Below are 24,993 nucleotides of genomic sequence, written 5' to 3'. Positions count from 1 at the left end.
TCCCCTGTGGGGCCACAATCCCCGGTTGTGAGCGGAGCGGCCGGATGGGACGATGGGCAGCATGCCCGTCGCCGCCCGCCTGCCCGCCCTCGAGGAGTTCGAGACCGCCCACCTGGCCGCGCGGCTGGGCAGCGTGGGCGCCGCCGCCCGCGAGCTGGGCATCAGCCAGCAGGCGGCCAGCGCCCGGATCCGGGCCGTGGAGCAGCGCCTGGGCCTGGCCCTGTTCACCCGGTCCCCGCGCGGGGTCGTGGTCACCGCCCGCGCCGCACCGGTCATGGAGTGGATCGGGGACCTGCTGCGGGCCGCGGAGAACCTGGCCGAGGGCGTGGCGAGCGTCGCCGGGCGCGGGCACGCCACCGTGGCCACGTCCATGACCATCGCCGAGCACGTCCTGCCGGCGTGGATCATGGCGCTGCGCGGACGGCACCCCGGCCTGGAGGTCTCGGTCACCACGGGCAACACGGACGAGGTGATCGCCGCCGTGCTCGCCGACGAGGTGCAGCTGGGCTTCGTCGAGGGCCCCGCCGCCCCGCGCACGGTCGAGACGCTGCCCTTCGCCCAGGACGAGCTGGTGCTCGTCGTCCCGCCCGGCCACCCCTGGGCGCAGCGGGACGGCATCGCCCAGGACGAGCTGCGGACCACCCGGCTCGTGCTGCGCGAGGCCGGCTCCGGCACCCGGCAGACCCTCGAGGCGGCCCTGCCCGGGCTCGCGCCGCCGCTCGTCGAGCTCGGCACCACCGCCGCGGTCAAGGCCGCCGCCCTCGCGGGCTGCCGGCCCACGGTGCTGTCCCGCCTCGCGGTGCGCCACGAGCTCGACGACGGCCGCCTGGTCGCCGTGCGCGTCGACGGGCTGGAGCTGACCCGCTCGCTGCAGGTCATCCGCCGCCCGGACCGGCCCGTGCGGGGGGCCGCCGCGGACCTCCTCGACATCGCCCTGCGGCGCACCCCGCCCGCGCCGGGGCGCTGAGCCCGCGGCAGGAGCGGATCACCCGGTGGGCACCGTCCGCGCCCGGCCGAGCACCTCCACCAGGCCGACCGCCACGAGGGCCCCCGCGGCGAGGATGCTCGCGAGCACGACGAGCTGGAACCGGCCCGCCTCCAGCGGCGACGCCCCGGCGAAGACCGCGCCCACGAACGCGCCGGGCAGCACGACCATCCCGGTGGTGCGGGTCTGGTCCACCGACGGGACGATCGCCTCGACGACGGCGTGGCGGGCGATCTCCAGCGTGGACTGCCGGGGGGTCGCCCCGAGGGCCAGCCAGCCCTCCACCTCGTCGCGCCGCTCCACCAGCGAGCCCCGGTAGCGGCGGCCGGTCAGCGTGGCGATGCTCATGGTGTTGCCGATGACGATGCCGCCGACGGCGAGCACGTTCTGCGGGGTCACGGTCACGGCGCCCGTCAGGAACACCACCGCCAGGGCGGTCCCCGCGGCGAGGACCATGGCGAGGGCCAGCCACGGCAGCAGCCGCGCCCCCGCGGCGATCCGGCCGCCGGCCGTGAGGACGGCCGCCACGAGCATGGCCCCCAGGGCCAGCCAGACCCACCGGATGTCCTCGATGACCGCCGAGAGCACGAGGCTGAGGGCGGCGAGCTGGGCGGCGGCGCGCAGCACCGCGAGCCCGGGCGCGGACCACCGGGGCACCCCGCGGACCGCGAGCGCCGCGGCCGTGACCGCGACGAGGACGCCGACGCCCAGGAGGGTCGAGAGGGCCACCGCGTTCCACGCCATGCGGCGAGTCTAGGGCGGCCCCGCGAGCAGGGCGCTCACGAGCTCGTCCGCCGCGTTCCCGTGCGCTTCCCCGGACGGGTCCGCCGGCACCTCCCCGGGCGGATCCGCGGGACCGGCGAGGCCCTGCGCCGTGAGGGCGGCCGCGAGCGCCTCGACGTCCTCGAAGACCTCCTGGCGCCCGGTCGGCAGCCGCAGCACCCACCGGTCCCCGAACACGGAGATCCGCGCCCGCCGCCCCACCCGCCGCTGCAGCGCCTGCTGCACGGCCGGCTTGAGCCGGTCCGCGTTGAGGCGGGCCGTGGTGGACGAGACCGGCCGGCCGCCGGAGCACCCCGCGCACACGGCTCAGCCCCGCGCCCGGGGGTGGCGGGCGGCGACGTCGCGGGCGACGCCGGCCATGGCGGCCAGCGGCCCGGGGATCTTCTCCGCCATGCTTCCTCCTGGGTCGGGGCGTGGCCCGGCGGGACGGGCACGAGGGGGCTCGCGGACGCGGAGGCCCTACAGGTGGGCGCGGAACGCCTGGGGCAGGTCGGGCGCCGAGGTGCCGAGGGAGAGCAGCAGGGCGGCGAGGATCCGCGCCTGGAAGGGGTTCAGGTGCCCGGAGGGGACGGCACCGGCGCGCACGAGGTCCACGCCCCCGCCGTTGCCGTAGGTCGGGACCACGGGACCCCACGGCGCGCGGGTGCTCAGGACCACGGCGCACCCCGCCGCCACGGCCCGGCCCACCGCCTCGGCGAAGCCCGGGCCCGCGTTGCCGACCCCGGTGCCGGCGAGCACCACGGCCCGGGCACCGGAGGCCACCGCGAACTCGAACAGCTCGGGCGTGGCCCCGGGGTAGGCGGTGACGACCTCGACCCGCACGTCGTCGAAGTCCGCCGGGGGCAGGGGCAGGGGCGGGCGGCGCACGGGCTTCGCCAGCACGACGAGTTCGCCGCCGGTCACGTGCGCCACCTCGGTGCCGCCCTGGAACGGGTCGGGGGCCACGGTGTGGGCCTTGCGGGCGCCGCGGGCGGTGCGCAGGGTCCCCCCGAACGAGACGAGCACGCCACTGTGGTGCAGGGCCGTCGAGTGCGCGGCGAGCACCGCCTCGGCCACGTTGCGGGGACCGTCGGGGGCGGGGCTGTCCGCGGGCTGCTGGGCCCCGGTGACCACCACGGACTTCGGCGAGGCGTGCACGAGGTCCAGCAGGAACGCCGTCTCCTCCAGGGTGTCGGTGCCGTGGGTGACGACCACGCCGTCGTTGCCGCGGTCGACCAGCGCCTCCTGCACGGCCTCCGCGATCCGCCGCAGGTCGGCCAGGCCCAGCCGGTAGCTGCCGGTGGTCAGGACGTCGCGGGCGGCGACGGTGACGTCGCCGTACCGGGTGGTGGCGAGCCCGGCGGCGGTGTCGGTGGCCACCGAGCCGCTCTCGCCCCCGCCCCGCGACGCGATGGTGCCGCCGGTGCCGAGCAGCTGGACGTGTGCCATGCCGTGCCTCCTGGAGCCGCCGTGGTCCTGCTACGACCGTAGGGGACTCGGCCGTGATGCGCCACACACGGGCGGGATCAGCGGCGGGACACCCGGTAGTGCTCCCTCAGGGACTGCGGCGCGGCGGCCGTGAGCTGGAGCAGCTCCGCCACCTCCCGGACGTGGGTGGTGCGCAGGATGCGGCATCCGACCTCCACCGCGCGGCGGTAGCAGCGCAGGTCCAGCTCGTCGTCGTGCAGGTTCTCGTCGTAGCGCGTGAGGTCCAGCATCGCGGGGACGTCCCAGGTGCGCAGCCGCACGCTGTCCTCGGGGTCGGGCATGTACTCGCCGGCGAAGCCGACCAGGCGCTCCGGGTCCGGGACCTCGCGCCGGACGTCCTCGACCGTGGGCAGCCCGTCCGCGTGGGTGGGGACGAAGTAGACCAGGTCCGGGGCGAGCCGCCGGTAGGCCGAGAGGTTGCGCAGCCCGTAGGCGCCGACGATCACCTGGCTCTCGGCCCCGTGCTCGCGCACGAGCCCGACGACGGTCTCCGGTGCCACGTCGTGGACGTCGAGCCACAGGACGGCGCCGGTCCGCACGGCCCAGGCGAGGAAGTCCCCCGCCGCGCGGAGCCGGTGCTCGCTGACCTCGCCGTGGTTGTCCACGAGGCGCTGGCTCAGCACGTAGTCGGCGGACTGATCGCTGATCGGCCCCGCACCGGTGCTCGCCCGGCCCATGACGGCGTCGTGCAGCACGACGCACACACCGTCGACGGTGGCCCGCAGGTCGATCTCGACGATCGTGGCCGGCAGCGCGGCACGGACGTTCTCGGCCGACTCGAGCGCGGAGCCCGGCCAGGGCCCGTCGGGGTGGAAACCCGCCCGGGAGGCCACCAGCAGGGGCCCGGTGCGGCCCAGCCGGGCGTGGCGGGTGGCGGCGGCGAGCTCGTCCGGGGACCGGAAGACCGGGGCGCCGGCCGGGGCGCCCGGCGCGGAGTGCATGCCGGAGCAGCCGACCGGGTCGTGAGGCGGGGGGATGTGGGGGACGTGCGGCATGGCGACTCCTCGGGGGGACAGGAGCGAGACGGGGGTTTCGCAGGGGTCGGCGGGCGGGGGACGGAGGCGGGGGCCTCGCGGGTCAGGCGCAGGACGGAGGGGCCGGGGCGGCCCGGGCCGCCTCGCCTCCCCGGCGGAGGACGCCGGCGTCGGCGCTGACGGCGATCCAGGAGAGGGCGTGCGCCCGCAGGGCGGTGGGGGGCCCGCCGAGCGTGGTCCACGCCGCGGCGCGCCCGCCGTTCGCGGAGGCGAATGTCATGGGGTCATTGTGACAGCGCGCGGGCGGATCCGGCGGGAGGCCGGCGCGGAGTGCCGGGGTGGCGGCCGCGAGGGCCCCGCCGAGCCCCGCGAGCACCTGCTCCGGCACCGCGGCGGAGCGCCGCGCGGCCGCCCGCCGCTTCCGTGCACCTTCATCCGGCGGTCCGTGGCGGGCACCTCCCCCCGAGGGAGCCGCCGTGTCCGTCGTCGTCCTGGCCCCCGCCGGACCGCCGCCCGCCCCCGGATCGGTCCCGGGGCCCTGCGCCGGCCGGCCGGAGGCGGTCAGCGCAGCGGGTCCCGCCCCGGCACGTCCCCGCCGGGGCGGTCCGTGGGGGGCTGGTCGACGGGATTGCGCCCCGTCCCGCCCGTGGGCCGCTCCTCCGGTCGCGGACCCGGTGCACGGCCTCCGCCGAGGTAGTCGCGGGCCCGCTGCTGCACGGTGTCCACGTGGCGCTCGTACTTGCGCCCCGTCCTCTTGTCGACGAGGTTCCCGGCCTGGTCAATGATCTTGCCGACCTTGTCCGGGTTGCGCTGCGCGAACTGCTTGGCCTTGGCCGCGAGTCTGCTGAAGTCCACCACGGCGTCTCCTTCCGATCGGGTGACGCCCGCGCTCGTCGCGGGCGTCCGGCGTACCGAGTCCATCATGCAGTGCTGTCGGGACGCTGGACAGGGGGCGGGCCGGGCGTCAGCGCGACTGTCCCACGACGTGCTGGAAGCGCAGCAGGTTGTCCGGGTCGTAGACCGCCTTGGCGCGCACCAGCCGGGCGTAGACCTCCTCGGACCACGCCCGGGCCCGCTCGCTCTCCCCGCCGGGGACCCCGTGCAGGTTCACGAACGCCCGGCCCGTGCTCCACGGGGACATCGCCTGGAGGATGGCCGCGAGCGCGGGCGGGGTCCGGTCGGCGACCTTGGGCGAGAGCCGGCCGATGAGCTCGAGGAAGAACGCCGCGTCGCGTCCCGTGACCGCGTCGTCGCGGGCGCTGGGGCGGGACAGGGACCCGCCCATCAGCCGGATCCCGACCTCGGGCAGCGGGCAGTCCGACCCGGGGCCGGCCTGCTGCAGCAGCGCCGCGATCGCCGCGGCGTCGAAGTCCCGGAGGAACTCCCCGGTCAGCACGTAGAGACCGGGCTGCGTGGCGTCGAGGTGGACGAGGTCGATGTCCCGGTAGTCCATGGGGGCGACGGTGTCGAGCACGCTGCAGGAGACCTCGCGCATGGGCTCGAGGGCCCGCGCCCCCTCCTCGGGGTCGCCCACCCAGCAGTAGCGCAGGTGCACGAGCAGCCGGTGGCGCAGGCGTTCCTCGACGAGGGGGTGGCGCGGCATCCAGCGCAGCGCCACGGAGGTGCAGGCGTTGTCCGGCAGGCCGGGGGCCCACCGGCTGAACGCCGAGAGCACCTCCTGCGCGTCGGCGCCGGGGTAGAAGACGCCGCCGCCGTAGAGCCCGCTCAGCGGGACGAGCTCCAGGGTCATCGCCGTGACGACGCCCAGGTTGCCCTTGCCCCCGAGCAGCAGGGCGAACAGCTCGGGCTCGTGCGCGGCGTCCACGCTGCGCAGCCGCCCGTCGGGGGTGACGACGTCGAGGCCGCGCACCCAGTCGGCCGCGAAGCCGAAGGCCCGCCCCAGCACGGGCAGCCCCCCGCCGAGGGTGTAGCCCACGGCCCCCGCGTGGCTGGAGGAGCCGTTGAGCACGCCCAGCCCGTGGGGGGCGATCGCGTCGATCACCGAGCGCCAGCGCACGCCGGCGCCGATCCGGGCGGTGCGCCGGACGGGGTCCACGGTGAGCTCCTGCATGCGGTGCGTGGTGATGAGCAGCCCGCCCTCCATGGGCTGGTCGGCCCCGTGCCCGGTGGCCTGGACGCCGACGGGCTCGTGGTGGGCGGCCGCCCACTGCACCGCCGTCATCACGTCCCCGGCGTCGTCGGCCCCCACCACGACGTCGGGGTGGTGGACGGCGGCCAGGTTGAAGCCGGCGATCTCCTCCGCGAAGCCGTCGTCGTCCGGGAGGAGGACGGGGCCGCAGACCTGCGGGACGAGGTCCTCCACGTCGGTTCTCGAGATCATTGCGGGCCCCCTCGGCGCCGTCGATCCGATCACTGATGTCTCGGGGATGCTGTGTCCAGCGTACTCCGCGGCCCGGACGGCGGCGCCCGGCCGGTCCGCACGGGCGGTCCGGGCGGGCGCCGCGGGAGGGGCGGGGCCCCGGTCGCCCCGGTGGTCCTCAGTCGAAGGAGATCAGCTCGACGAGCTCCCCGACGCGGTCCTCGGGCATGGACCGGGCGATGTCGGCCTGGCTGACCATCCCGACGAGGTCGTGCCCGTCGATCACCGGCAGGCGCCGCACCTGGTGGTCGGTCATGGTCCGGATGGCCTCCTCGACGCTGTCGTCGGCGCCGATCGTCACCGGCTTGCCCTCGGCGAGCTCGCCGGCCCGGACCGTGCGGGGGTCCCCGCCGCCGGCCAAGCACTTCACGACGATGTCGCGGTCGGTGACGACGCCCTTGAGCCGGTTGTCCTCGCCGCAGATCGGCAGGGCCCCGACGTCCAGGTCCTTCATCTTCCGCGCGGCCTCCTCGAGCGTCTGGTTCTCGCCGATGCACTCCGCGCCCGGGCTCATGATCTCGCGTGCCGTGGTCATCGCGGGTCCTCCTGTCGTCGCTGGGGCGGACCGTCGAGCACCCGGTCCGGGGCTACCAGCCTAGGAGCGGAGCAGGGGCCCGTGCGCCCCGTGTCCGATGTTTACCGCAGGCCCGGGCCGGGTTCGAGGGGCAGCGACGGCGCCAGCTGCCGCAGCGCGGTGAACGCGGGCACGAGCGCGTCGTGGAGGCCTTCGAAGACCGGACGCAGGGCCGCGTGGACGGCGGCGTCCGCCGGCCGCGGGCGCACGGTCGCGTCCACCTGGACGAGCTCCGCCGCGACGTCGACGGAGGCGACGAGCCCGAGGGCCTGCATGCCGAGCAGGGCTGCGCCGAAGCCGGAGCCGTCGTGCCCCTCGGCGAACCGGACGTCGAGGCCCAGCACGTCCGCGAGCAGCTGCCGCCACAGCGGGCTGCGGGCGAACCCGCCGGTCGCGCGGACCTGCTCCACGGCCAGGCCCGTGGCGCGCATCGAGTCCAGGACGAGGGCCAGCTGCTGGCACACGCCCTCCAGGGCGGCGCGCACCAGGTGCTCCCGCCGGTGGGCGCGCGTGAGCCCGACATATGCCCCGCGCGGAACGGACGTCCAGCGGGGCGCCCTCTCCCCCAGCAGGTAGGGCAGCATGACGAGCCCGCCGGCCCCGGCCGGGACCCGCTCGGCGAGGGTGAGCAGCTCCTCCTCGGGCTCGTCCCCCAGCTCCGGGGCGAGGGCGTCCCCGGCCCAGCCCAGCACCACCCCGCCGTTGTTCACGGCCCCGCCCACGACCCAGCGGCCGGGGGTGAGCGCGTAGCAGAACACCTGTCCCCGGGGGTCCACGACGGGCCGGTCGACGACGACGCGCAGCGCCCCGCTCGTGCCGATCGAGCAGGCCACGACCCCGGGGCGCACCGCGCCCAGCCCCAGGTTGGCGAGGGGGCCGTCGCCGGCGCCGACCACCACGGGGGTCGCCGCGGGCAGCCCGGTCGCGTGCGCCGCCCCGGCGGTCAGGCCGGGGAGGACCTCCGTGGTGGGCACGAGCCGGGGCAGCCGCGCGGGCGTCACCCCGGCGAGCTCCAGCGCCTCGGCGTCCCAGTCCAGCTCCTGCAGGTTCATCAGCCCGGTGGCCGAGGCCACCGAGTGGTCGGTCACGAGCTCCCCGCACAGCCGCAGCAGCACGAACTCCTTGATCCCCGCCCAGCAGGCCACGCGCGCGCACAGCTGCGTCCGCTCCTCGCGGAACCACACGAGCTTGGTCAGCGGGGACATCGGGTGCACGGGGGTCCCGGTGCGCCGGTGCAGCGCGAGGCCGCCGGCCCCGGCGCGCAGCCGCTCGGCCTGCTCGCCGGCACGGGCGTCGGCCCAGGTGACGAGTGGCGTCAGCGGCCGCCCGTCGGCGGAGAGCCCCAGGAGGCTGTGCATCGCGGCGCTGAAGGACAGCCCGGCCACGCGCGGGGCCCCGACCTCCCGGACGACCGAGCGCAGGCACTCCAGCACCGCCCCGAGGATCAGCTCCGGGTCCTGCTCCGCGTGGCCGGGCCGCGGCTCCTCGAGCGGGTACTCGGCGGAGGCCCCGGCGACCAGCTCCCCCGCCGCGGTGAAGGCGACCGCCTTCGTGGCGGTCGTGCCGATGTCGACGCCGACGACGACGGGGGCGGGGGCGGGGTCCTCGGCCGGGCCGGCCTGCGGACCCGCCGGGCTCATCGGGGGTCGTCGTGCCACAGGGACACGAGGACCTTGCCGGAGGCGGCCGAGTCCTGGGCCGCCGCGAACGCCTCGGCCGCGCGCTCGGCGGGCAGGACGTGGGTGACCACGTCCTCGATGCCGGGGCGGGCGGCGAGCAGCTCGAGCGCCTCGTCGAGCTCGTCGGCGAAGCGGAAGGACCCGCGCAGCTGGAGCTCCTTCGAGACCAGCGGCGCGAGGTTCACGGGCCGGGCCTCGTTCGGCACCATGCCCACCTGGACCACGACGGCGCCGCGGCGGGCGCCCACCAGCGCGGCGCTGGTCGCCGCGGGCACGCCGGAGCACTCCAGGACCACGTCGAACGCCAGCGGCGGGACCTGCTCGGCGCCGACCCGGACCGTGCCGTGCACGCCGAGCCGGCGGGCCCGCTCGAGGGGGCCCTCCAGGACGTCGGTGCTCACGACCTCCGCGGCCCCGCGCGCCAGGGCCGCTGCCGCGGCGAGCAGGCCGATGGGCCCGGAGCCGGAGACGAGCACGCGCCGGCCGGCGACGTCGCCGGCCACGTTCAGCCCGTGCAGGGCCACGGCCAGCGGCTCCGCGAGCGCCGCCCGGCGCAGGGACACGCCCTCGGGCAGCACGCGGACCATGTCGCGGCGCACGACCAGGTGCTCGCTCATCCCGCCCTGGGTGTGGGGCCAGGTGGAGGCGCTGCCGAGGTAGGCGCCGCCGGGCCACAGGTGGGGGCGGTCCTCGATCCCGGGCTCGGGCGTGCCGAAGGTCGCGGGGTGGACCGTCACGGGGGTGCCGGGGGCGAGCTCGCCGGAGGGGTCGAGCTCGACCGTCCCGGAGACCTCGTGGCCGGGCACGAGCGGTTCCCGGACCACGTACTCGCCGTTGGCGCCGTGCGCCCAGTAGTGCAGGTCGGACCCGCACACCCCGCCGTAGGCCATTCGCAGCCTCAGTTCGCCCGCTCCGGGCTCGGGGGTGGGGACGTCCTCGACCCGCAGGTCGAGCCTGCCGTGGATGACGATGGCCTTCATGTGCTCTCCTCGGGGACGGGCGGTGCGGGGTGGGCCGGTGCGGCTCAGACGACGGAGGTCATGCCGCCGTCGACGAGAATGTTCTGGCCCGAGACGAAGCTCGAGGCGTCGGAGCAGAGGTAGAGCAGCGTCCCGACGAGCTCCTCGACCCGGCCCCAGCGCTGGGCGGGGGTGCGCTGGACGACCCAGGCGCTGAACGCCTCGTCCGCCACGAGGGCCTGGTTCATCTCCGTGGCGAAGTAGCCCGGGGAGATGGCGTTGACCTGGATGCCGTACCGGGCGAGGTCGGCGGCCATGCCCTTGGTGAGCATGACCAGCCCGCCCTTGGTGGCCGAGTACGGGGCGATGGTCTGCCGGGCGAGCACCGACTGCACGGAGCCGATGTTGACGATCTTCCCGGAGCCCCGCTCCTGCATCCCGGGCGCGACGGCCCGGGAGACGTGGAAGGCGCTGGAGAGGTTGGCCGCGACGATGTCGTCCCAGTCCTGCGCGGCGAACTCCGTGAAGGGCGCGCGGCGCTGGATCCCGGCGTTGTTGACCAGGATGTCCGGCACGCCGTGCTCGGCGACGAGCGCGCCGACGCCCTCGCGGACCGCCTCGGCGTCGGTGACGTCGAAGGCCACCACGGCGGGGGCGGCGCCGACGGCCTCGGCGATCTCGTCGCGGGCCCGGGCGAGGGCGGCGCCGTCGCGGCCGTGGAGGACCACGCGCGCGCCGGCCTCCGCGAGGCCCTGGGCCAGGGCCCGGCCCAGTCCGCGGGAGGAGCCGGTGACCAGGGCGAGCCGGCCGGTGATGTCGAAGATGCTGTTCACGGGGTTCCTCAGGCGACGGAGAAGATGGCCAGGACGATGGCGAAGCCGAGCACCGACTCCAGGGCCTGCTGGACCGTCCAGGTCTTCAGGGTGGTCTTGACGTCCATGCCCATGAGGCGCCCGACCAGCCAGAACCCGGAGTCGTTGACGTGGCTGGCGAACACGGAGCCCGCCGCGGTGGCCAGGGTGATCGCGGCGATCTGCACCGCGCTGAAGCCGCCCGCGGCCACGGCCGGGGCCATCAGCCCCGCCGCGGTCACGAGGGCCACCGTGGCGGAGCCCTGGGCCAGGCGCAGGATCACGGCGATGAGGTAGGCCGCGACGATGACCGGCAGGCCCAGGTCCCCCAGCGACGAGGACAGGGCGTCGCCGATGCCGGAGGCGCGCAGGATGCCGCCGAACATGCCGCCGGCACCGGTGATGAGGATGACCGAGCACACCGGGCCGAGGGAGGAGTCGAGGACCTTCTCCAGGGCGGTGCCGTGCTCCCCGCGGCGGGTGCCGAGCACGAACGTGGCCACGAGCACGGAGATCAGCAGGGCCACCGGGGACTCGCCGAGCGCGGAGAGGACCTGCACCCACTCGGCGTCGGCGGAGACCGCGCCGGCCGCGCGCAGGAAGTTCAGGCCGGTGTTCAGGAAGATCAGCACGAGCGGCAGCAGCAGCATCGCGATGATGGTGCCGACCTTCGGCGGGTTCTTCGGCTGGTCGGGATCGAGCTCCCCGAAGAACCCGGGCACCGGGAGGACGTACTTGGTGCCCACGCGCTTGCCCCAGAGGTAGCCGGAGACGTACCAGATCGGGAACGCGATGAGCAGGCCGATGAGCAGGACCAGGCCGAGGTCGGCGCCGTAGAGCTCCGTCGCGGCCACGGGCCCCGGGTGCGGGGGCACGAAGACGTGCATCACGGAGAACGCCGTGGCGGCGGGGAAGCCGTAGAGCAGGACGTTGTTGCCGCCCAGGCGCCGGGCGACGGCGAAGATGATCGGCAGCATGACGACCAGACCGGCGTCGAAGAAGATCGGGAAGCCCATGATGAGCGAGGCGATGCCGAGGGCGAAGGGGGCGCGCTTCTCCCCGAAGACGGACACGAGCTTGTCGGCCAGCGCCATGGCGCCGCCGCTGTGCTCGACCATCTTGCCCAGCATCGCGCCCAGGGCGATGAGCAGGGCGACCGGGCCGAGCGTGGCCCCGAACGCCTCCACCGCGGTGTCCACGAGCACGTCCCGCGGGATGCCGGTCGCGAAGGCGGTCAGCAGGGCCACCAGGACCAGCGTGAGGAACGCGTGGACCTTGAACCTGATGACGAGGATGAGGATGAGCGCGATGGCTCCGGCGGCGATGGCGAGCAGGGGCGCCGTGCCGAGGGTCTGTGTCCAGTCTTCCACTGAGCATCTCCGTTGATCTCCGGCCCGGAACAGGCCTGTGGCGTGCCGCCGTGACGTACGACACGCGCTAGGCTGACAGAAAGATCATACTTTTGGCAACCGGGGGTGCTCGGCCCGCCCCCGGCACGCCCGCCGGCGCCCCGCGGGGACTTCCGGGGGGCGCCGGCGGAGCGGGAACGGAGCGGCATGCACGGGGTGGAGCAGCACAGCGGGGTGCTGGATCGGCTCGGCGAGAGCATCGCCTCCGGGGCGCGCCCGCCCGGCACCGTCCTGACGCTGGCGGGCCTCGAGGCGGAGTTCGGGGTCTCGCGCACGCTCGTGCGGGAGGTGGTGCGCGTGCTCGAGTCGATGGGGATGGTGGAGTCCCGGCGGCGCGTCGGGGTCACCGTCCGTGCCCCGCGGGAGTGGAACCCCTTCGACCCCCGGCTGATCCGGTGGCGGCTGGGCGGGCCCGGCCGGGGCGCCCAGCTGCTGGCCCTCACGGAGCTGCGCTCGGCGATCGAGCCCGTGGCCGCCCGGCTGGCCGCCGGGCGCGCGGACGCGCAGACCCGGCGGCGCCTGGTCGAGCTGGCCGCCCGGCTCCGGGAGCTCGGCCAGGCCGGCCGCGGCACGGACCCGGAGTACCTGGCGGTGGACGTCGCGTACCACGCGCTGCTGCTCGAGGCCAGCGGCAACCCCATGCTCGCGGCCCTGCGCGACGTCGTGACGGAGGTGCTCTCCGGCCGCACCACGCTCGGGCTCATGCCGCGGCACCCGGCTCCCGGGGCCCTGGCCGACCACGAGGCGACGGCCGCGGCGATCGACGCCGGCCGCGCCGCCGTCGCCGAGGAGCGGGCGCGGGCCGTGGTCTCGGAGGTGCTCGACGAGGTCGTCGACGCGACCGGGGACGCGGCCGGGGACGCGGCCGCGGGTGTGAGCAGGGACACGGACTGATCTGGCCGAAAGTCCCCAGCCCCGGCGCCGGGCCCGTTCCTAGGCTGGGGGCATGGCCACCCCTGTCGCCGGCTACCTCGCTCTTGTCTCGGGGGCCCGCCGGATCCCCCGCTACGACCGTCACCTCGCCTTCCTGCTGATCCTCGTCGCCGGGATGCTGAACTCCGCCGGGTTCGTGGCCGTAGCCCTGTACACCTCCCACATGACCGGGCTCACGGCCACGATGGCCGACCACCTCGTGGACCGGGACGTGGAGCTGCTGTCGATCAGCGCGGTGGGGCTCGGGGCCTTCGTGCTGGGCGGGATCTGGTGCGCGCTGCTGTTCAACTGGGGCCGGCGGCGGGGCCTCGGGGGCCGGTTCGCGAACGTGCTCGCGTTCGAGGGGCTGCTCATCCTGGGCTTCAGCCTGAGCGCCGAGACGTTCCGGGACGACCACCGGGACCTCGTCTCCGTGGGGGTGCTGTGCTTCACCATGGGGCTGCAGAACGCCCTGATCACCAAGGTCGGGGACTTCCCCGTGCGCACCACGCACGTGACCGGGATGATCACCGACATCGCGATCGAGCTCGGCAAGATGGCCTACCCCAACCGCACGCCCGGGCCCGACCCGGTCCGGGGCGACCCCGAGAAGCTGCGGGTGCTGGCCACCCTGGTGGGCCTGTTCTTCCTCGGCGGTGTGGCCGGGACGCTGGGCTACCTGGCGGTGGGCTTCGCGTTCCTGGTGCCCATCGCGGTGCTGCTCCTGGTCCTGGCCTTCCGCCCCGTGGCCCGTGACGTCGCGCGGCGGCGGGGCGCCCGCGTGTTCCTGTGAGCCGGCCCCGGCGGGGGTGAGCGCTCAGCCGAGCGCCGCGGCGAGGTAGGGGGCCGTCCGGCTCGCCCCGCACCGGGCGACCTCCTGCGGGGTGCCCGTGCACACGACCCGCCCGCCGCCCTCGCCCCCGGAGGGCCCCATGTCGATCACGTGGTCGGCGGCCGCCACGACGTCCATGGCGTGCTCCACCACGACCACGGTGTTGCCGGCGTCCACGAGCCGGTCCAGCTGGTGCAGCAGCAGCCGGACGTCCTGCGGGTGCAGCCCCGTGGTCGGCTCGTCCAGCAGGTAGAGGGTGTGGCCGCGGCGGGCCCGCTGCAGCTCGGTGGCCAGCTTGATCCGCTGGGCCTCCCCGCCGGAGAGCTCCGTGGCGGGCTGCCCGAGCCGGAGGTAGCCGAGGCCCACGTCGAGCAGCGCCCGGAGGCTGCGCACGGCGGCCGGGACGTCGGCGAGGACGTCCACGGCCTCCTCCACCCGCAGGCCCAGGACCTCGGCGATGCTCAGGCCCCGGTGGGTGACCTCCAGCGTCCCGGGGTTGTAGCGGGCGCCGCGGCACTCCGGGCAGGGCCCGTAGGTGCCCGGCAGGAACAGCAGCTCGACGGCGACGAAGCCCTCGCCCTGGCAGGTCTCGCACCGGCCGCCGGCCACGTTGAAGGAGAACCGCCCGGGCCCCCAGCCGCGGGCCCGGGCCTCGTCCGTGCCCGCGTAGAGCCTGCGCACGGCGTCGAACAGCCCGGTGTAGGTCGCGAGGTTGGAGCGGGGGGTGCGGCCGATGGGCCGCTGGTCCACGCGGATGAGCCGGTCCAGGTGCGCCAGCCCCTCGGCCTCCCGCAGCCGGGTGGCGACCGCCGGGGCGGCCGCCCCCTCCGGGCCGGGATCCCCGCCGGCCGGGTCGGCGCCGCCCACGTGGCGGGCGACCGTCTCGGCGAGGACCTGGCTGACCAGCGTGGACTTGCCCGATCCCGAGACCCCGGTCACGGCCGTGAGCACGCCCAGCGGGATCTCGACGTCGAGCTCCCGCAGGTTGTGCCGGGTGATCCCCCGCAGCCGCAGCCGCTGCTCGCTCCGGCGCCGGGCCCCGCCGGCCCGGGCGCCGCCGGGGGCGCGCTCCGGGAACAGGAACGGGCGCGTGGCGGAGTCGGCCACCCCGGCGAGGCCGGCCGGCGGGCCGCTGTACAGCACCTCGCCGCCCCGGTCCCCGGCCTGCGGCCCGACGTCGACGACCCAGTCGGCGCGCCGCACCACGTCCATGTCGTGCTCGACGACGAACACCGAGTTGCCCGCCTCGCGCAGCTCCTCCAGGACCGCCAGCAGCGGCTCGGCGTCCGCCGGGTGCAGTCCCGCGGAGGGCTCGTCCAGGACGTAGACGACCCCGAACAGCCCGGAGCGCAGCTGGGTGGCGATGCGCAGGCGCTGGACCTCCCCCGGCGAGAGGCTCGGCGTGGCGCGGTGCAGGCTCAGGTAGCCCAGGCCCAGGTCCACGAGCACCTGCAGGCGCGCCAGCAGGTCGCGGGTGATGGTCACGGCCACCTCCGTGCGCTCGCCCGAGGACGCCGCCCGGGAGGCCGTGCCGGCGCCCTCCAGGACCGTGGTGGGGCGCACGACCTCGGCGAGCTCCGTCAGGGGCACCTCGTTGAGCTCGGCGATGCTGCGGCCCGCGAAGGTCACGGCGAGCGCCTCGGGGCGCAGGCCGCTGCCGCCGCACGCGGGGCACGGCCCGGTGACGACGTACTGCAGGACGCGCTCGCGCATCTGCGGGCTGGCCGAGTCGGCCAGGGTGTGCAGCACGTAGCTGCGCGCGCTCCAGAAGCGGCCCTTGTACGGCTTCGCCACGCGGTCCCGCTGGGGGGTCACCTCCACCACGGGCTGCTCCTCCGTGAACAGGATCCAGTCGCGCTCCTCCCGCGCCAGCTCCCGCCAGGGGGTGTCGAGGTCGTGGCCGAGGTGGCTCAGGATGTCGCGCAGGTTCTTGCCCTGCCAGGCCCCGGGCCAGGCGGCGACGGCACCGTCGCGGATGCTCAGGGACGGGTCCGGGACCAGGGAGTCCTCGGTGACGTCGTGGACGGCGCCCAGCCCCGAGCACTCGCGGCAGGCGCCGGCGGCGGTGTTGGGCGAGAAGGCGTCCGAGTCGAGGCTGCCGGCGGCGTCGGCGGGGTAGGTGCCGGCCCGGGAGAAGAGCATCCGCAGGGAGTTGGACAGGGTGGTGAGCGTGCCCACCGTGGAGCGGGAGCTCGGCGTGCCGCGCCGCTGCTGCAGCGCCACGGCCGGGGGCAGGCCGGTGATCTGCTCGACCGCGGGGTTGTGGCCCTGCTGGATCAGGCGCCGCGCGTACGGGGCCACGGACTCGAGGTAGCGCCGCTGCGCCTCGGCGTAGATGGTCCCGAAGGCCAGGGAGGACTTCCCGGACCCGGAGACCCCGGTGAACGCGACGATCGCGTCCCGGGGGACGTCGACGTCCACGGCGCGCAGGTTGTTCTCCGTGGCGCCGCGGACGCGGACCATGCCGTGGCCGCGGACGTCGGGGGCGGTCGGGGACGTGGGGGCGGTGTCGGTGCTCACCGCCCCCACCCTAGCGAGCCGGGACGGCGCCCTCCGGACGGGGGTGGCCAGGCCCGCCCCGAGGGTCCACGATGGTAGGACCTCCGGCGGGAGCACCCGCCGGCGACCGATCGACGGAGGGAGCGACCATGGTGGATCTCGGAGGGTTCGCGGACAAGGCCAAGGAGGCCGCGGCCCAGCACCCCGACCAGGTGCAGCAGGGCATCGACCGCGGCGGCGACGCCGTGGACCGGCGCACCGGCGACAAGTACCAGGCCCAGGTCGACCAGGCCCAGGAGAAGGCCGGCGGCCTGCTCGGCGGGGACCAGGACCAGCAGCAGGGCTGAGCCGCCGCAGCCGTTGCGGAGGCCCCCCGCCCCCGGTCGCCCCGGGGCGGGGGCCCCGGCCCCGGTCCCGGCCCCGAGGGAGGACGCCGTGCACCTGCTCATGGCGGGGGTCTCTGCCCCCAGCCACATCTGTCCCGGCCTGGCCCTGATCGCCGAGCTCGTCCGCCGGGGCCACCGGGTCACCTACGTCGTCGGGCGGCGCCACGCCGGGCTCGTGGCCCCGACGGGGGCCGAGCTGCTGACCCACCCCACGATCCTGCCGGGACCGGACGAGCCGTGGCCCGAGGACACCGGCGAGGCGATGCAGGTGTTCCTCGACGAGGCGATCGCGGTGGCACCGTTGCTGGACGCCGTGGACCGGCCGGACGCCGTGCTCTACGACATCGGCGGGTTCGCCGGACGGCTCAGGGCGCAGGCGTGGGACGTCCCCGCGGTCCAGCTCTCCCCCACCTGGGTGGCGTGGGAGGGCCTGGAGGAGGAGACGGCCGGGCAGACCGCGGCGCTGAAGGCCTCCCCGAGCGGGCGCCGCTACTTCGCCACGCTGCGCGCCTGGCTGGACGCCTCCGGCGTCGCCGTGGACCCCGACGCGTTCATCGGCCGCCCGGACCGCTGCGTGGTGCTCGTCCCCCGGCTGCTGCAGCCCCACGCCGACCGGGTGCCCGGGCACTGCGTCTTCGCCGGTCCCTGCATCGACCCGGCGCGGCTGACGGGCTGGACGCCGGCGCCCGGAGACGGCCGCCCGCTCGTCCACGTGTCGCTGGGGACCTCGTACACCGACCGGGAGGACGTCTACCGGCTGTGCCTGGACCACCTCGCCGCCGACCACCGGCTGGTGATCTCCACCGGCAAGGTCGACCCGGCCCGGCTGGAGCCGCTGCCGCCGGGGGCGCAGGCCGCGCGGACCCAGCCCCAGCTCGACGTCCTCCGGCACGCGGACGTCTTCGTCACCCACGCGGGCATGGGCGGCGCCGCGGAGTCGCTCTGGTACGGGGTGCCCACCGTCGCCCTGCCCCAGGCGGTGGACCAGTTCGTCAACGCGGCCACCCTGGAGCGGATCGGCGCGGGCGTGCGGCTGGACGAGGGCGAGCTCACCGGCGCCCGGTTGCACCAGGCCGTGCGGGAGGCGCTCTCCCGCACGGACCGGGCCTTGGAGCTGCAGGAGGAGGTCCGCGCCGTCGGCGGCCCCGGGGTCGCCGCCGACGCGGTGGAGCGCCTCGTGCGGTAGGCCCGGCGCCGCCGGCGGCGGGACCGCGCCCCGGACGCGCGACGGCCCCGCCCTCCCCGTGCGGGGAGGGCGGGGCCGTCCGGGGAGGCGGCTACCCGGTGGTGGCCTGGTCCTCGATCTCGATCACGATCAGGGGCAGGTTCGTCCCGGTGTCGCAGGTGTTGGCCTGGCACTCCTGGATGAACCCGGTGACGACGGCGGGTCCCGTCTGGAACGCCTTGGTGAAGGCCACGACGTCGTAGGTCATCTCCACCTCGCCGCCCGCGCAGGCCCACTGCTCGTAGTCGCCGCCGCTGGCGATGTCACCGTCGTCGACCGCCTGGCTGAGGTTGAGGCCCACGACCACGGTGGTGCCCGCGGTGCAGGTCACCGTGAACGTGCCCTGGACGGCCGCGCCGTTGGCGATCCGCGTGGCGTTGCTGATCTCGCCGATCTCGACGGCGTTCGCGGGTGCGGCGGCGCCGAGGCCGAGGCCGGTGGCGAGCACGGCCGCAGAGGCGGCTTTGAGCGTGGTTTTCATGGTCCTGTCCCATCCGGTGGAGAAGCGCGCGGCGCTTCGGAGCTGCGGCCGGGGACCGGGGTCGCCGAGAGCGGTCGCCCCCCGTGGCGATGACCGGCTCGGCGCGCCGGAGGACCGGCCTGTGGCATTGGTGAGCGAACGGACCGGGGCGAGGAGCACCCCTGTCCGGGCGGACGACGCAGCGGCTCGCAGGGCTTCCGGTACCCCTGGCGCGGTGCGGCATCACCAAAGTAACGCCAGGTCAGAGGCCGGTGCCCATCATGACGGGAACATTTCTCGGCCCGCCGGCGTGTGCTTCAGCGAACCGGGCCGATGACGCGGTCCCGCCCGGCGAAGAGGGCGACCACGCACAGCAGGCCCATCGCGCCGGCGGTGAGCAGCAGCGGCAGCTCCCACGTGCCGGTGGCGTCGTAGAGGGCGCCGAAGAGCGCCGGGGCCAGGGCCGCGAGGGCGTAGCCGACGGACTGCGCCATCCCGGACAGTGCCGCCGCCTGGGCGGGGTCCCCGGAGCGCAGGCTGAACAGGGACAGCGCCACCACGATGAGGCTGCCGCCCGCAACCGCCCCGAGGACCACCCACGCCAGCATGAGCTGCGGTGCGAGGGCGAGCCCGGCGAAGGACACCAGGGCGAGCGCGGCGCCGGTGAGGGCGACCGGGCGCTGGTCGCGGAACCGGTGCAGCAGGGACCCGGTGGCCAGGGACGCGGCCACGCCGAGCAGCAGGAACAGCGCCATGTGGGTGCCCGCGGCGGCCGGGCTGACGCCGTGGCTCTGCTCGATGCTCGGCAGCCAGGCCATGAAGACGTAGAACGCCACCGACTGCAGGCCCATGAACGCCGTCACCTGCCAGCCCAGGCGCGACCCCCACGGGGAGCGGCCGCGGGCCGGCTGTCCGGCGGGTGCTCCGGGTCCGGACGACCGGGTGCGCAGCCACGGTGCCAGCACCGCCAGCGCCAGCAGGGCGAACCCGGCCCACACGCCGAGGGCGAGCCGCCACCCGGCCGGGGCGGCCTGCGCGATGGGGACCACCAGGGCCGAGCCCAGGGCCGCCGTCCCGCCCTGGATCGCGGTGTAGACCCCGGTCACCTGGCTGACGCGCACCGGGAACTCCCGTTTGACGAGGGACGGGACCAGCACGTTGAGGAAGGCGATGCCGATGCCCACCACGGCGGTGCCGAGCCACACCGCGGCCTCGGCGGGCGCGGAGCGGCCCACGATCCCGGCCAGGAGCAGCAGCAGGGACAGCCACAGGGCCCGGTCCAGGCCGGTGCGGGCGGCCAGGGCCGGGGCCACCGGGGAGAACAGCGCGAACATGGCCAGCGGCAGCCCGGTGAGCAGGCCGGCCTGACCGGCGGAGAGCCCGAGGTCCTCGCTGATCCCGTCCAGCAGCGGGCCCACGGTGACGAACCCGACCCGCAGGTTCACGGCGATCAGCACCACGCCGAGCAGGCCGACGCCGGAGCGCAGGCGCAGGTGACCGGGCGCGGACGCGTTGCTGAGCATGCTGGGACCTTTCGGGAGGACGGCCGGGGCGGCGGGCTGCCGGGTCCGCGGGGGCGGGCCGGGCCGACACCTGGGACCATAGTCGCGGCCGCCGGGCAGGGCCAGTTCCGTCCGGGCCGCTCACGCGCTCCGGGGCGCCACGGACACGGTCCGTCCCCGCCAGCGCTGGCGCACCCACCGGTCGTGCGTGGCCAGGACCACGGTGCCCGGGAAGTCCTCCAGGGCACGCTCGAGCTCCTCCGCGAGGGCCGGTGACAGGTGGTTGGTCGGCTCGTCCAGCAGCAGCAGCGGCGGGGGCTCGGCCACCAGCACCGCGAGCGCGACGCGCCGCCGCTGCCCCGGGGACAGTTCCCCGAGGGGGCGGCCGGCGTCGTCGTCCCGCAGCAGGCCCAGCGCCGCCAGCGTCGGGGCGCTGGCCGGGTCCCGCAGCCGGGACCGGTACGCGGTCCCGGCCGGCACGCCCAAATCCGGCCAGCGGTCCTCCTGGGCCAGGCGGCCGACGACGACGGAGCCCTGCCGCTCCACGGCTCCTCCGTCCGGGCGCAGCTCCCCCGCCAGGACGGCGAGCAGGGTCGACTTGCCGGTGCCGTTCGGGCCCTCGACCAGCAGGTGCTCGCCCGCGTGCAACACCAGGTCCGTGGGCGCCAGGCGGCCCGCGACGGACGCCGCGCTCAGCCGGACCAGGGGGCGGTCGCCGCCGGGCGGGGCGCCCGACCCCGGGGCGAACCCGGTGAAGCGCAGCGGTGCGGGCGGGGCGGCCACGGCGGTGCGCTCGAGCTCGTCGATCCGGCGGCGGGCCGAGCGCACCCGCCCGCCGACGGTCCTGGCGGCGCGGTCGCTGTAGAACTTGCGGGTGACGCGCCCCTCGGACTTCGGGGCCGTGGTGTGGAAGATCTGCCGGGCGGAGACGTCGACGGTCTCCCGCAGCCGCTGCCGCTCCGCCTCCTGGGCGCTGAAGCGCTCGGCCCAGCGGCGGCGGGCGTCCTCGCGCCGGGCGAGGTAGGAGGAGTAGCCGCCCGTGCAGGCGGCGCCCTGCCGGACGGGCCCGCCGGCGGACTCGTCGGGGCCCAGGGCGGGGTCGAGGTCGACCAGCCCCGTGGCGGCGGCGTCCAGGAACCAGCGGTCGTGGCTGGCCACGAGCACCGGCCCCCGCCAGGCGGCCAGCTCGGGCACGAGGAAGTCCACGGCGGCGTCGTCGAGGTGGTTGGTCGGTTCGTCGAGCAGCAGCGCCGCCGGCCGGGAGAGCAGCAGCGCGGCGAGCGCGAGCCGGCGGCGCTGCCCGCCGGAGATCTCCCCGGCGGGCCGGTCCCTCGGCAGGTGCCCGAGCCCGAGGCCGTCCAGGACCGTCTCGACGCGGGCGTCCAGGGACCACAGCCCGTGCCGCTCGGCGTCCTGCAGGGCGGCGGCGTACGCGTCGGCCGGCACGGGGTCGCCGGGGCTCGCGGCGATGTCCCCCGCGAGCTCGGCCAGGCGGCGCTCCAGGGCGCGGAGGCCGGCGACGGCGTGCTCGACGACGTCGCCGACGCTCGTGCGGGCGGGCACGGCGAGCTCCTGGTGGAGCAGACCGGTGCGCGCCGGGCGGTGGACGGTCCCGGCGCCGGGGACGAGGAGCCCGGCGGCCACCCGGAGCAGGGTGGACTTGCCGGCGCCATTCTCGCCGATCAGGCCGATGCGCTCGCCGGCGGAGACCGTCAGCGAGACGTCGGTGAGGACGCGACGGCCCGGGAAGCCGACGCTGACGCCGTCGAGGCGCAGGTGGGTGGTGTCGTGCGGGAGGGAGGCCACGGGGTTCCTGTCGGTGCGGAGGAGCAGGCCCGCCGGGCCGGTGCGGCACCGGCCCGGCGCTCGTCGGGCGCGGATCGCCGGTGCCGGCCACGGACGCGGACCGGGGCATCAGGACAGGAACATGGCCACCAAGGTAGTCCCCGCCCGCTGTCCCGGCAAGGGGAACGGCACCGGGACCGGACCGGTGGCCGGCCCGGGATCACCCCGGGCGGCGCCCCCCGGCGCTGCTCCCGGCGTCGGGGCCGGGGGCCCCGGGGCGCCCGGCCAGCAGCTGCTGGGCGCGGGCGACGATGGCGTCCAGGCGCCCGGCGTGGGCCCCCCGCCAGTACACCTGGCCGCAGCCGGTGCAGCGGGAGAAGTGCTGGTAGGCGCCGCGCGTGCGGGGCATGAGCTGCCCGGCCACGTCCGCCGCGCCCGCCGGGGCCAGGACGGCCCCGCAGCGCAGGCACCGGGTCCAGGGCGCCAGCGGCGGGACGAACCGGTCGAGGACGTCGGCCAGCTGGTCGTCGACGCGCACGCCCCGCACGAGAGCGCCCTCGGGCAGGGCCCCCCGGTGGAGCAGGCCACGGTCCTGGGTGAGCAGCACCCGCTCCTCCGCGGCGGCCCGCGCCACGAGGTGGGCGTCGCCGGCGTCGGGCTCCCACGCGGCGTCGAGCCCGAGCAGGCGCAGCCGGCGGGCGAGGGGACGCAGGTGGACGTCCAGGAGGAACCGTGGCGGGCGGTGGGAGGTGCCCTGCGGCCGGGCGCGAGGGCGGACGACGAGCACGGGGGCGGCGCCGGCCACGTCCGCGCCCGCCCCGGGCGCCGCCGCGGCGGGCCGGGCCTCCAGCCCGACGGGACGGGCGTCGAGCCGCACCTCCCCGACCTCGGTCGGCGGGATGCCGACCATCCGCACGACGTGACCGACCGTGTCCGAGGCGGGCACGTCCACCGCGAAGCGCGGGCGCCGGCGCCTCGGGGGCAGCAGGAACCACAGCGCGGGGTCGACCTCCAGCACGACGAGCGACACGGCCCCAGGATGCCGCACGGCCCGTGCGCGCGTCCCGGGTCCTCCGCGGCGAACTTCGACATATTTGGTTGTCGCATCAACTAAGCGGGGAGTACGGTGGTTGATCGTGTCCCGAGGGGCCACTCCGCAACGGCAAGGAAGACGCATGAACACAGCACTGTCCGGGATGCTCGCCATCGAGCTCCGTCCCCACTCCCCCGGTGAGTGGCTCGCGACGTACTACCCCGTGGCCGACACCGCCGCCGGACGCGTGGCGGACATCAACCTGGTCCTGCACGAGCACCCGCTGCCCACCGCGCGGCCCCTCGAGGGCGCGGCGACCTGGCTCGAGGCCGACAGCCCCGACCCGGACGCGCCCTGCTACGCGAGCCACGAGGCCTGGGCCCCGCAGCTGGCCGCCGGCTACGCCGAGGCGCTGGCCGTCTACGACACCGAGACCGTCGACGCGCCCTCCTCCCTCGAGGACCCCGACGCGGTGCGCGCGGCCACGGTGCTGGTCGATCCCGCGCAGTTCCAGCACGGGATCGACGCCGGGGCCCTGGACCTCCCCGGGAAGCGCATGCTCAGCCACTTCCTGAGCCCGCTCCAGGTGGATCCCGCCCACCGGCCCCTGCGGTCCGCCGGCTGCTGCCGGAACTGACCACCCGGCCGGCGCTCCTCGTCCTGCCGCAGGAGGGAGCGGGCGCGGGGGCGATTGCGTTTTTTGGACAGCCCTGCGCCCCCGGAACGCCGATCCCGTCCGATGTCCCTGCTGACAGGGACGCCGGGAGGGCGTAGATTTGGGGCACGTTGGGCCGCCGCCCGGCGCGGGGAACTCCGCACCGCCTTGCGATGCTCCCGGTTCACCCACCACCGCACCATCCCTCGGGTGCGGGAGGCGCCCCCGGCACCCCTCGTGCCGGGGGCGCCTCACGGTTCCCGACCGCACCCCCCGCCCCGGCAGGCGGCCCGGGGACCTCAGGCGCGCAGGGTGGCCGCCGGGTTCTGCCCGTAACGGGTCCGGTAGGCGGCGGCGAAGCGCCCCGGGTGGACGAATCCCCACCGGGACGCGATGTCGGCGACACCGGCGCCGGCCCCGGGGCCGGCGGCCAGCAGATCGGCGTGGACGGCCTCCAGGCGCAGGGCGCGCAGGTGGGCCATCGGCGTGGCGCCCACCTCGCGGCGGAAGGCCGCCTGCAGCCCCCGCGGACTCATCCTCGCCGCGGCGGCGATCTCGGCCAGGCCGATGTCCTCCCCCAGGTGCTCCTCCATGTAGGCGACGGCCCGGCGCACCCCCGCCGGGGACGGGCGCTCCTCGACGGCCTGCGCCTGCCGGTCCAGGAAGGTGCCGGGGAAGGCGTGCAGCACCGCCGTGGCCAGGGAGCGGAAGGCCTCGGCGCGGAGGAGGCGGTTGGCCATGGCCGCCTCGTTGCCCAGCTGGTCCCGCCCCGCGGCCCTCACGACCCCCGCCAGGTAGCGGGCCATGGCCGGGCTGACCGGCTCGGCGCCGGTGAAGCGCAGCCCGAGCTCGTCGACGCCCAGCAGCCCCGCGGCGTGGGCCTGGACGGCCGCGAGGTCCAGGGAGACGGTCAGCAGGTCGAGGTCGTTCCACCGGCAGGCGTAGGGGCGCACCGGGAACAGGAACGGGACCGGCCCCGGGGTGGCCCGCGTCCGGTCGGTGAAGTCCAGCCGCCCGGCCAGCACCTGACCGACCCGCACGACGCCGGTGGCGTCCACCAGCGCCCCCATCGGCGCCCCCGCGAGCTGGGCCCGCTCCAGGCTCATCCCCTCCACGCTGCAGGCACCCTGGGTCATGGTGAAGGGCCCGTCCGGGGCGACCTGGATCCTCCGGATCGCATAGACGCGCTCGAGCACGTCGATGCCCTCGTCCTTGTCGCAGGTGGTGAACCGCAGCCGCTCGACCTCCGGGGTCCCGGCCACCTGCTCGGGCGGGCGCCCCGGAGCCCTCCACCCCGCGGCGGAGCGGTCGGTGGAGCGGGGGGAGGGCGCGGCCGGAGGGTGGGCGGCGGGGTTGGGCTGAGGCATCGGGGGTCCTTCGCGGGCACGGCGAGCACCACGGCCGCTCGTCTTGACCTGTGCGTCGAACATAGACCCGACGGTCGCGCAGGGCAACGGGGCCCGCTGCGGCACGGCGGTGACCCGCACCTGCGCCGTCGACTGACATGTCCCGGACGTTTCCGTCAAGTAGGGGTGCGTTTTTCGGATGGTCGCGCGTAGCATGGAACGCACGCGGCGGATGGCTCCTCGCCCCGAACGCCACACGGGGGAACTTCTCAGCGACCGTGGCCGCGGCACCTGTTC

24 protein-coding genes are annotated in these 24,993 nt (G+C 76.2%); 6 read left to right on the top strand and 18 right to left on the bottom strand.

The genetic code is table 11. The features are described from left to right. Positions 1-61: 61 nt before the first annotated feature. The gene (locus M3185_RS11645) at positions 62-967 is read left to right on the top strand and encodes a LysR family transcriptional regulator (RefSeq protein WP_251333848.1); all 906 of its coding nucleotides are present in this window, start codon (positions 62-64) and stop codon (positions 965-967) included. 18 nt (positions 968-985) lie between these two features. Here M3185_RS11645 and M3185_RS11640 read toward each other — a convergent pair whose 3' ends face one another. From M3185_RS11640 to M3185_RS11585, 12 genes are all read right to left on the bottom strand, one after another. After that, positions 986-1,729 carry an ABC transporter permease gene (locus M3185_RS11640; protein ID WP_251333847.1) on the bottom strand — a complete coding sequence of 248 codons (744 nt, stop codon included), beginning with the start codon at positions 1,727-1,729 and terminating at the stop codon, positions 986-988. A 9-nt stretch (positions 1,730-1,738) separates the two neighbouring features. Next, positions 1,739-2,071 (bottom strand): hypothetical protein, encoded by a 333-nt coding sequence (locus M3185_RS11635; RefSeq protein ID WP_251333846.1) that lies wholly within the window; start codon positions 2,069-2,071, stop codon positions 1,739-1,741. A 156-nt stretch (positions 2,072-2,227) separates the two neighbouring features. Beyond that, positions 2,228-3,196 (bottom strand): asparaginase, encoded by a 969-nt coding sequence (locus tag M3185_RS11630; RefSeq protein ID WP_251333845.1) that lies wholly within the window; start codon positions 3,194-3,196, stop codon positions 2,228-2,230. Positions 3,197-3,273: 77 nt separating this feature from the next. Further along, on the bottom strand, positions 3,274-4,230 hold the full coding sequence (locus M3185_RS11625; protein ID WP_251333844.1) for a glycerophosphodiester phosphodiesterase family protein: 957 nt from the start codon (positions 4,228-4,230) through the stop codon (positions 3,274-3,276). Between the two features lie 82 nt (positions 4,231-4,312). After that, positions 4,313-4,489 (bottom strand): hypothetical protein, encoded by a 177-nt coding sequence (locus tag M3185_RS11620; RefSeq protein WP_251333843.1) that lies wholly within the window; start codon positions 4,487-4,489, stop codon positions 4,313-4,315. A 281-nt stretch (positions 4,490-4,770) separates the two neighbouring features. Further along, a complete protein-coding gene (locus M3185_RS11615; RefSeq protein ID WP_251333842.1) occupies positions 4,771-5,064 on the bottom strand; it encodes an antitoxin in 294 nt (97 codons plus the stop codon). Positions 5,065-5,173: 109 nt separating this feature from the next. Next, the gene (locus M3185_RS11610; RefSeq protein ID WP_251333841.1) at positions 5,174-6,550 is read right to left on the bottom strand and encodes an FAD-binding oxidoreductase; all 1,377 of its coding nucleotides are present in this window, start codon (positions 6,548-6,550) and stop codon (positions 5,174-5,176) included. Between the two features lie 157 nt (positions 6,551-6,707). Next, complete coding sequence (locus M3185_RS11605) at positions 6,708-7,124, bottom strand: CBS domain-containing protein (protein WP_251333840.1); 417 nt, start codon at positions 7,122-7,124, stop codon at positions 6,708-6,710. Positions 7,125-7,225: 101 nt separating this feature from the next. Then, complete coding sequence (locus M3185_RS11600) at positions 7,226-8,821, bottom strand: gluconokinase (protein ID WP_251333839.1); 1,596 nt, start codon at positions 8,819-8,821, stop codon at positions 7,226-7,228. Further along, positions 8,800-9,822, bottom strand: a complete 1,023-nt coding sequence (locus tag M3185_RS11595; protein WP_251333838.1) for a zinc-binding dehydrogenase — start codon at positions 9,820-9,822, stop codon at positions 8,800-8,802. The genes M3185_RS11600 and M3185_RS11595 overlap by 22 nt, the downstream gene beginning before the upstream one ends. A 44-nt stretch (positions 9,823-9,866) precedes the next feature. Continuing rightward, a complete protein-coding gene (locus tag M3185_RS11590) occupies positions 9,867-10,634 on the bottom strand; it encodes an SDR family oxidoreductase (RefSeq protein ID WP_251333837.1) in 768 nt (255 codons plus the stop codon). A gap of 8 nt (positions 10,635-10,642) precedes the next feature. Continuing rightward, positions 10,643-12,022: a GntP family permease gene (locus M3185_RS11585; protein WP_251333836.1), complete on the bottom strand. Its 1,380-nt coding sequence runs from the start codon at positions 12,020-12,022 to the stop codon at positions 10,643-10,645. A 186-nt stretch (positions 12,023-12,208) separates the two neighbouring features. Between M3185_RS11585 and M3185_RS11580 the strand changes: the two genes are divergently transcribed. Beyond that, positions 12,209-12,955: a FadR/GntR family transcriptional regulator gene (locus M3185_RS11580; RefSeq protein WP_251333835.1), complete on the top strand. Its 747-nt coding sequence runs from the start codon at positions 12,209-12,211 to the stop codon at positions 12,953-12,955. Between the two features lie 52 nt (positions 12,956-13,007). Beyond that, complete coding sequence (locus M3185_RS11575; protein ID WP_251333834.1) at positions 13,008-13,766, top strand: YoaK family protein; 759 nt, start codon at positions 13,008-13,010, stop codon at positions 13,764-13,766. Positions 13,767-13,790: 24 nt separating this feature from the next. Here the strand turns inward: M3185_RS11575 and uvrA are convergent, their stop codons facing one another. Continuing rightward, positions 13,791-16,268 (bottom strand): excinuclease ABC subunit UvrA, encoded by a 2,478-nt coding sequence (uvrA, locus tag M3185_RS11570; protein WP_251333888.1) that lies wholly within the window; start codon positions 16,266-16,268, stop codon positions 13,791-13,793. 185 nt (positions 16,269-16,453) lie between these two features. Between uvrA and M3185_RS11565 the strand changes: the two genes are divergently transcribed. Both M3185_RS11565 and M3185_RS11560 read left to right on the top strand, forming a co-directional pair. Further along, positions 16,454-16,651, top strand: a complete 198-nt coding sequence (locus M3185_RS11565) for an antitoxin (RefSeq protein ID WP_251333833.1) — start codon at positions 16,454-16,456, stop codon at positions 16,649-16,651. Positions 16,652-16,739: 88 nt separating this feature from the next. Continuing rightward, entirely contained in the window at positions 16,740-17,876 is a 1,137-nt protein-coding gene (locus M3185_RS11560; RefSeq protein ID WP_251333832.1) for a macrolide family glycosyltransferase, read from the top strand. 91 nt (positions 17,877-17,967) lie between these two features. Here the strand turns inward: M3185_RS11560 and M3185_RS11555 are convergent, their stop codons facing one another. The 4 genes from M3185_RS11555 to M3185_RS11540 form a co-directional block, all read right to left on the bottom strand. Further along, positions 17,968-18,396, bottom strand: a complete 429-nt coding sequence (locus M3185_RS11555; RefSeq protein ID WP_251333831.1) for a hypothetical protein — start codon at positions 18,394-18,396, stop codon at positions 17,968-17,970. A 296-nt stretch (positions 18,397-18,692) separates the two neighbouring features. Beyond that, positions 18,693-19,898: an MFS transporter gene (locus tag M3185_RS11550; protein WP_251333830.1), complete on the bottom strand. Its 1,206-nt coding sequence runs from the start codon at positions 19,896-19,898 to the stop codon at positions 18,693-18,695. A 120-nt stretch (positions 19,899-20,018) separates the two neighbouring features. After that, positions 20,019-21,683 (bottom strand): ATP-binding cassette domain-containing protein, encoded by a 1,665-nt coding sequence (locus M3185_RS11545; RefSeq protein ID WP_251333829.1) that lies wholly within the window; start codon positions 21,681-21,683, stop codon positions 20,019-20,021. 199 nt (positions 21,684-21,882) lie between these two features. After that, complete coding sequence (locus M3185_RS11540) at positions 21,883-22,692, bottom strand: Mut7-C ubiquitin/RNAse domain-containing protein (protein ID WP_251333828.1); 810 nt, start codon at positions 22,690-22,692, stop codon at positions 21,883-21,885. Positions 22,693-22,837: 145 nt separating this feature from the next. Here M3185_RS11540 and M3185_RS11535 point away from each other — a divergent pair, with 145 nt between their 5' ends. Continuing rightward, complete coding sequence (locus tag M3185_RS11535) at positions 22,838-23,332, top strand: hypothetical protein (RefSeq protein WP_251333827.1); 495 nt, start codon at positions 22,838-22,840, stop codon at positions 23,330-23,332. 317 nt (positions 23,333-23,649) lie between these two features. Here the strand turns inward: M3185_RS11535 and M3185_RS11530 are convergent, their stop codons facing one another. After that, complete coding sequence (locus tag M3185_RS11530) at positions 23,650-24,717, bottom strand: helix-turn-helix transcriptional regulator (protein ID WP_251333826.1); 1,068 nt, start codon at positions 24,715-24,717, stop codon at positions 23,650-23,652. Positions 24,718-24,993: the final 276 nt, after the last annotated feature.

Origin of the sequence: Kocuria rosea (assembly GCF_023715525.1) — a bacterium.
In the GTDB taxonomy this organism is placed as follows: domain Bacteria; phylum Actinomycetota; class Actinomycetes; order Actinomycetales; family Micrococcaceae; genus Kocuria; species Kocuria rosea_A.
Note: the sequence above shows the minus strand (reverse complement) of the source record. Positions and strands in the feature narration are given on the sequence as shown.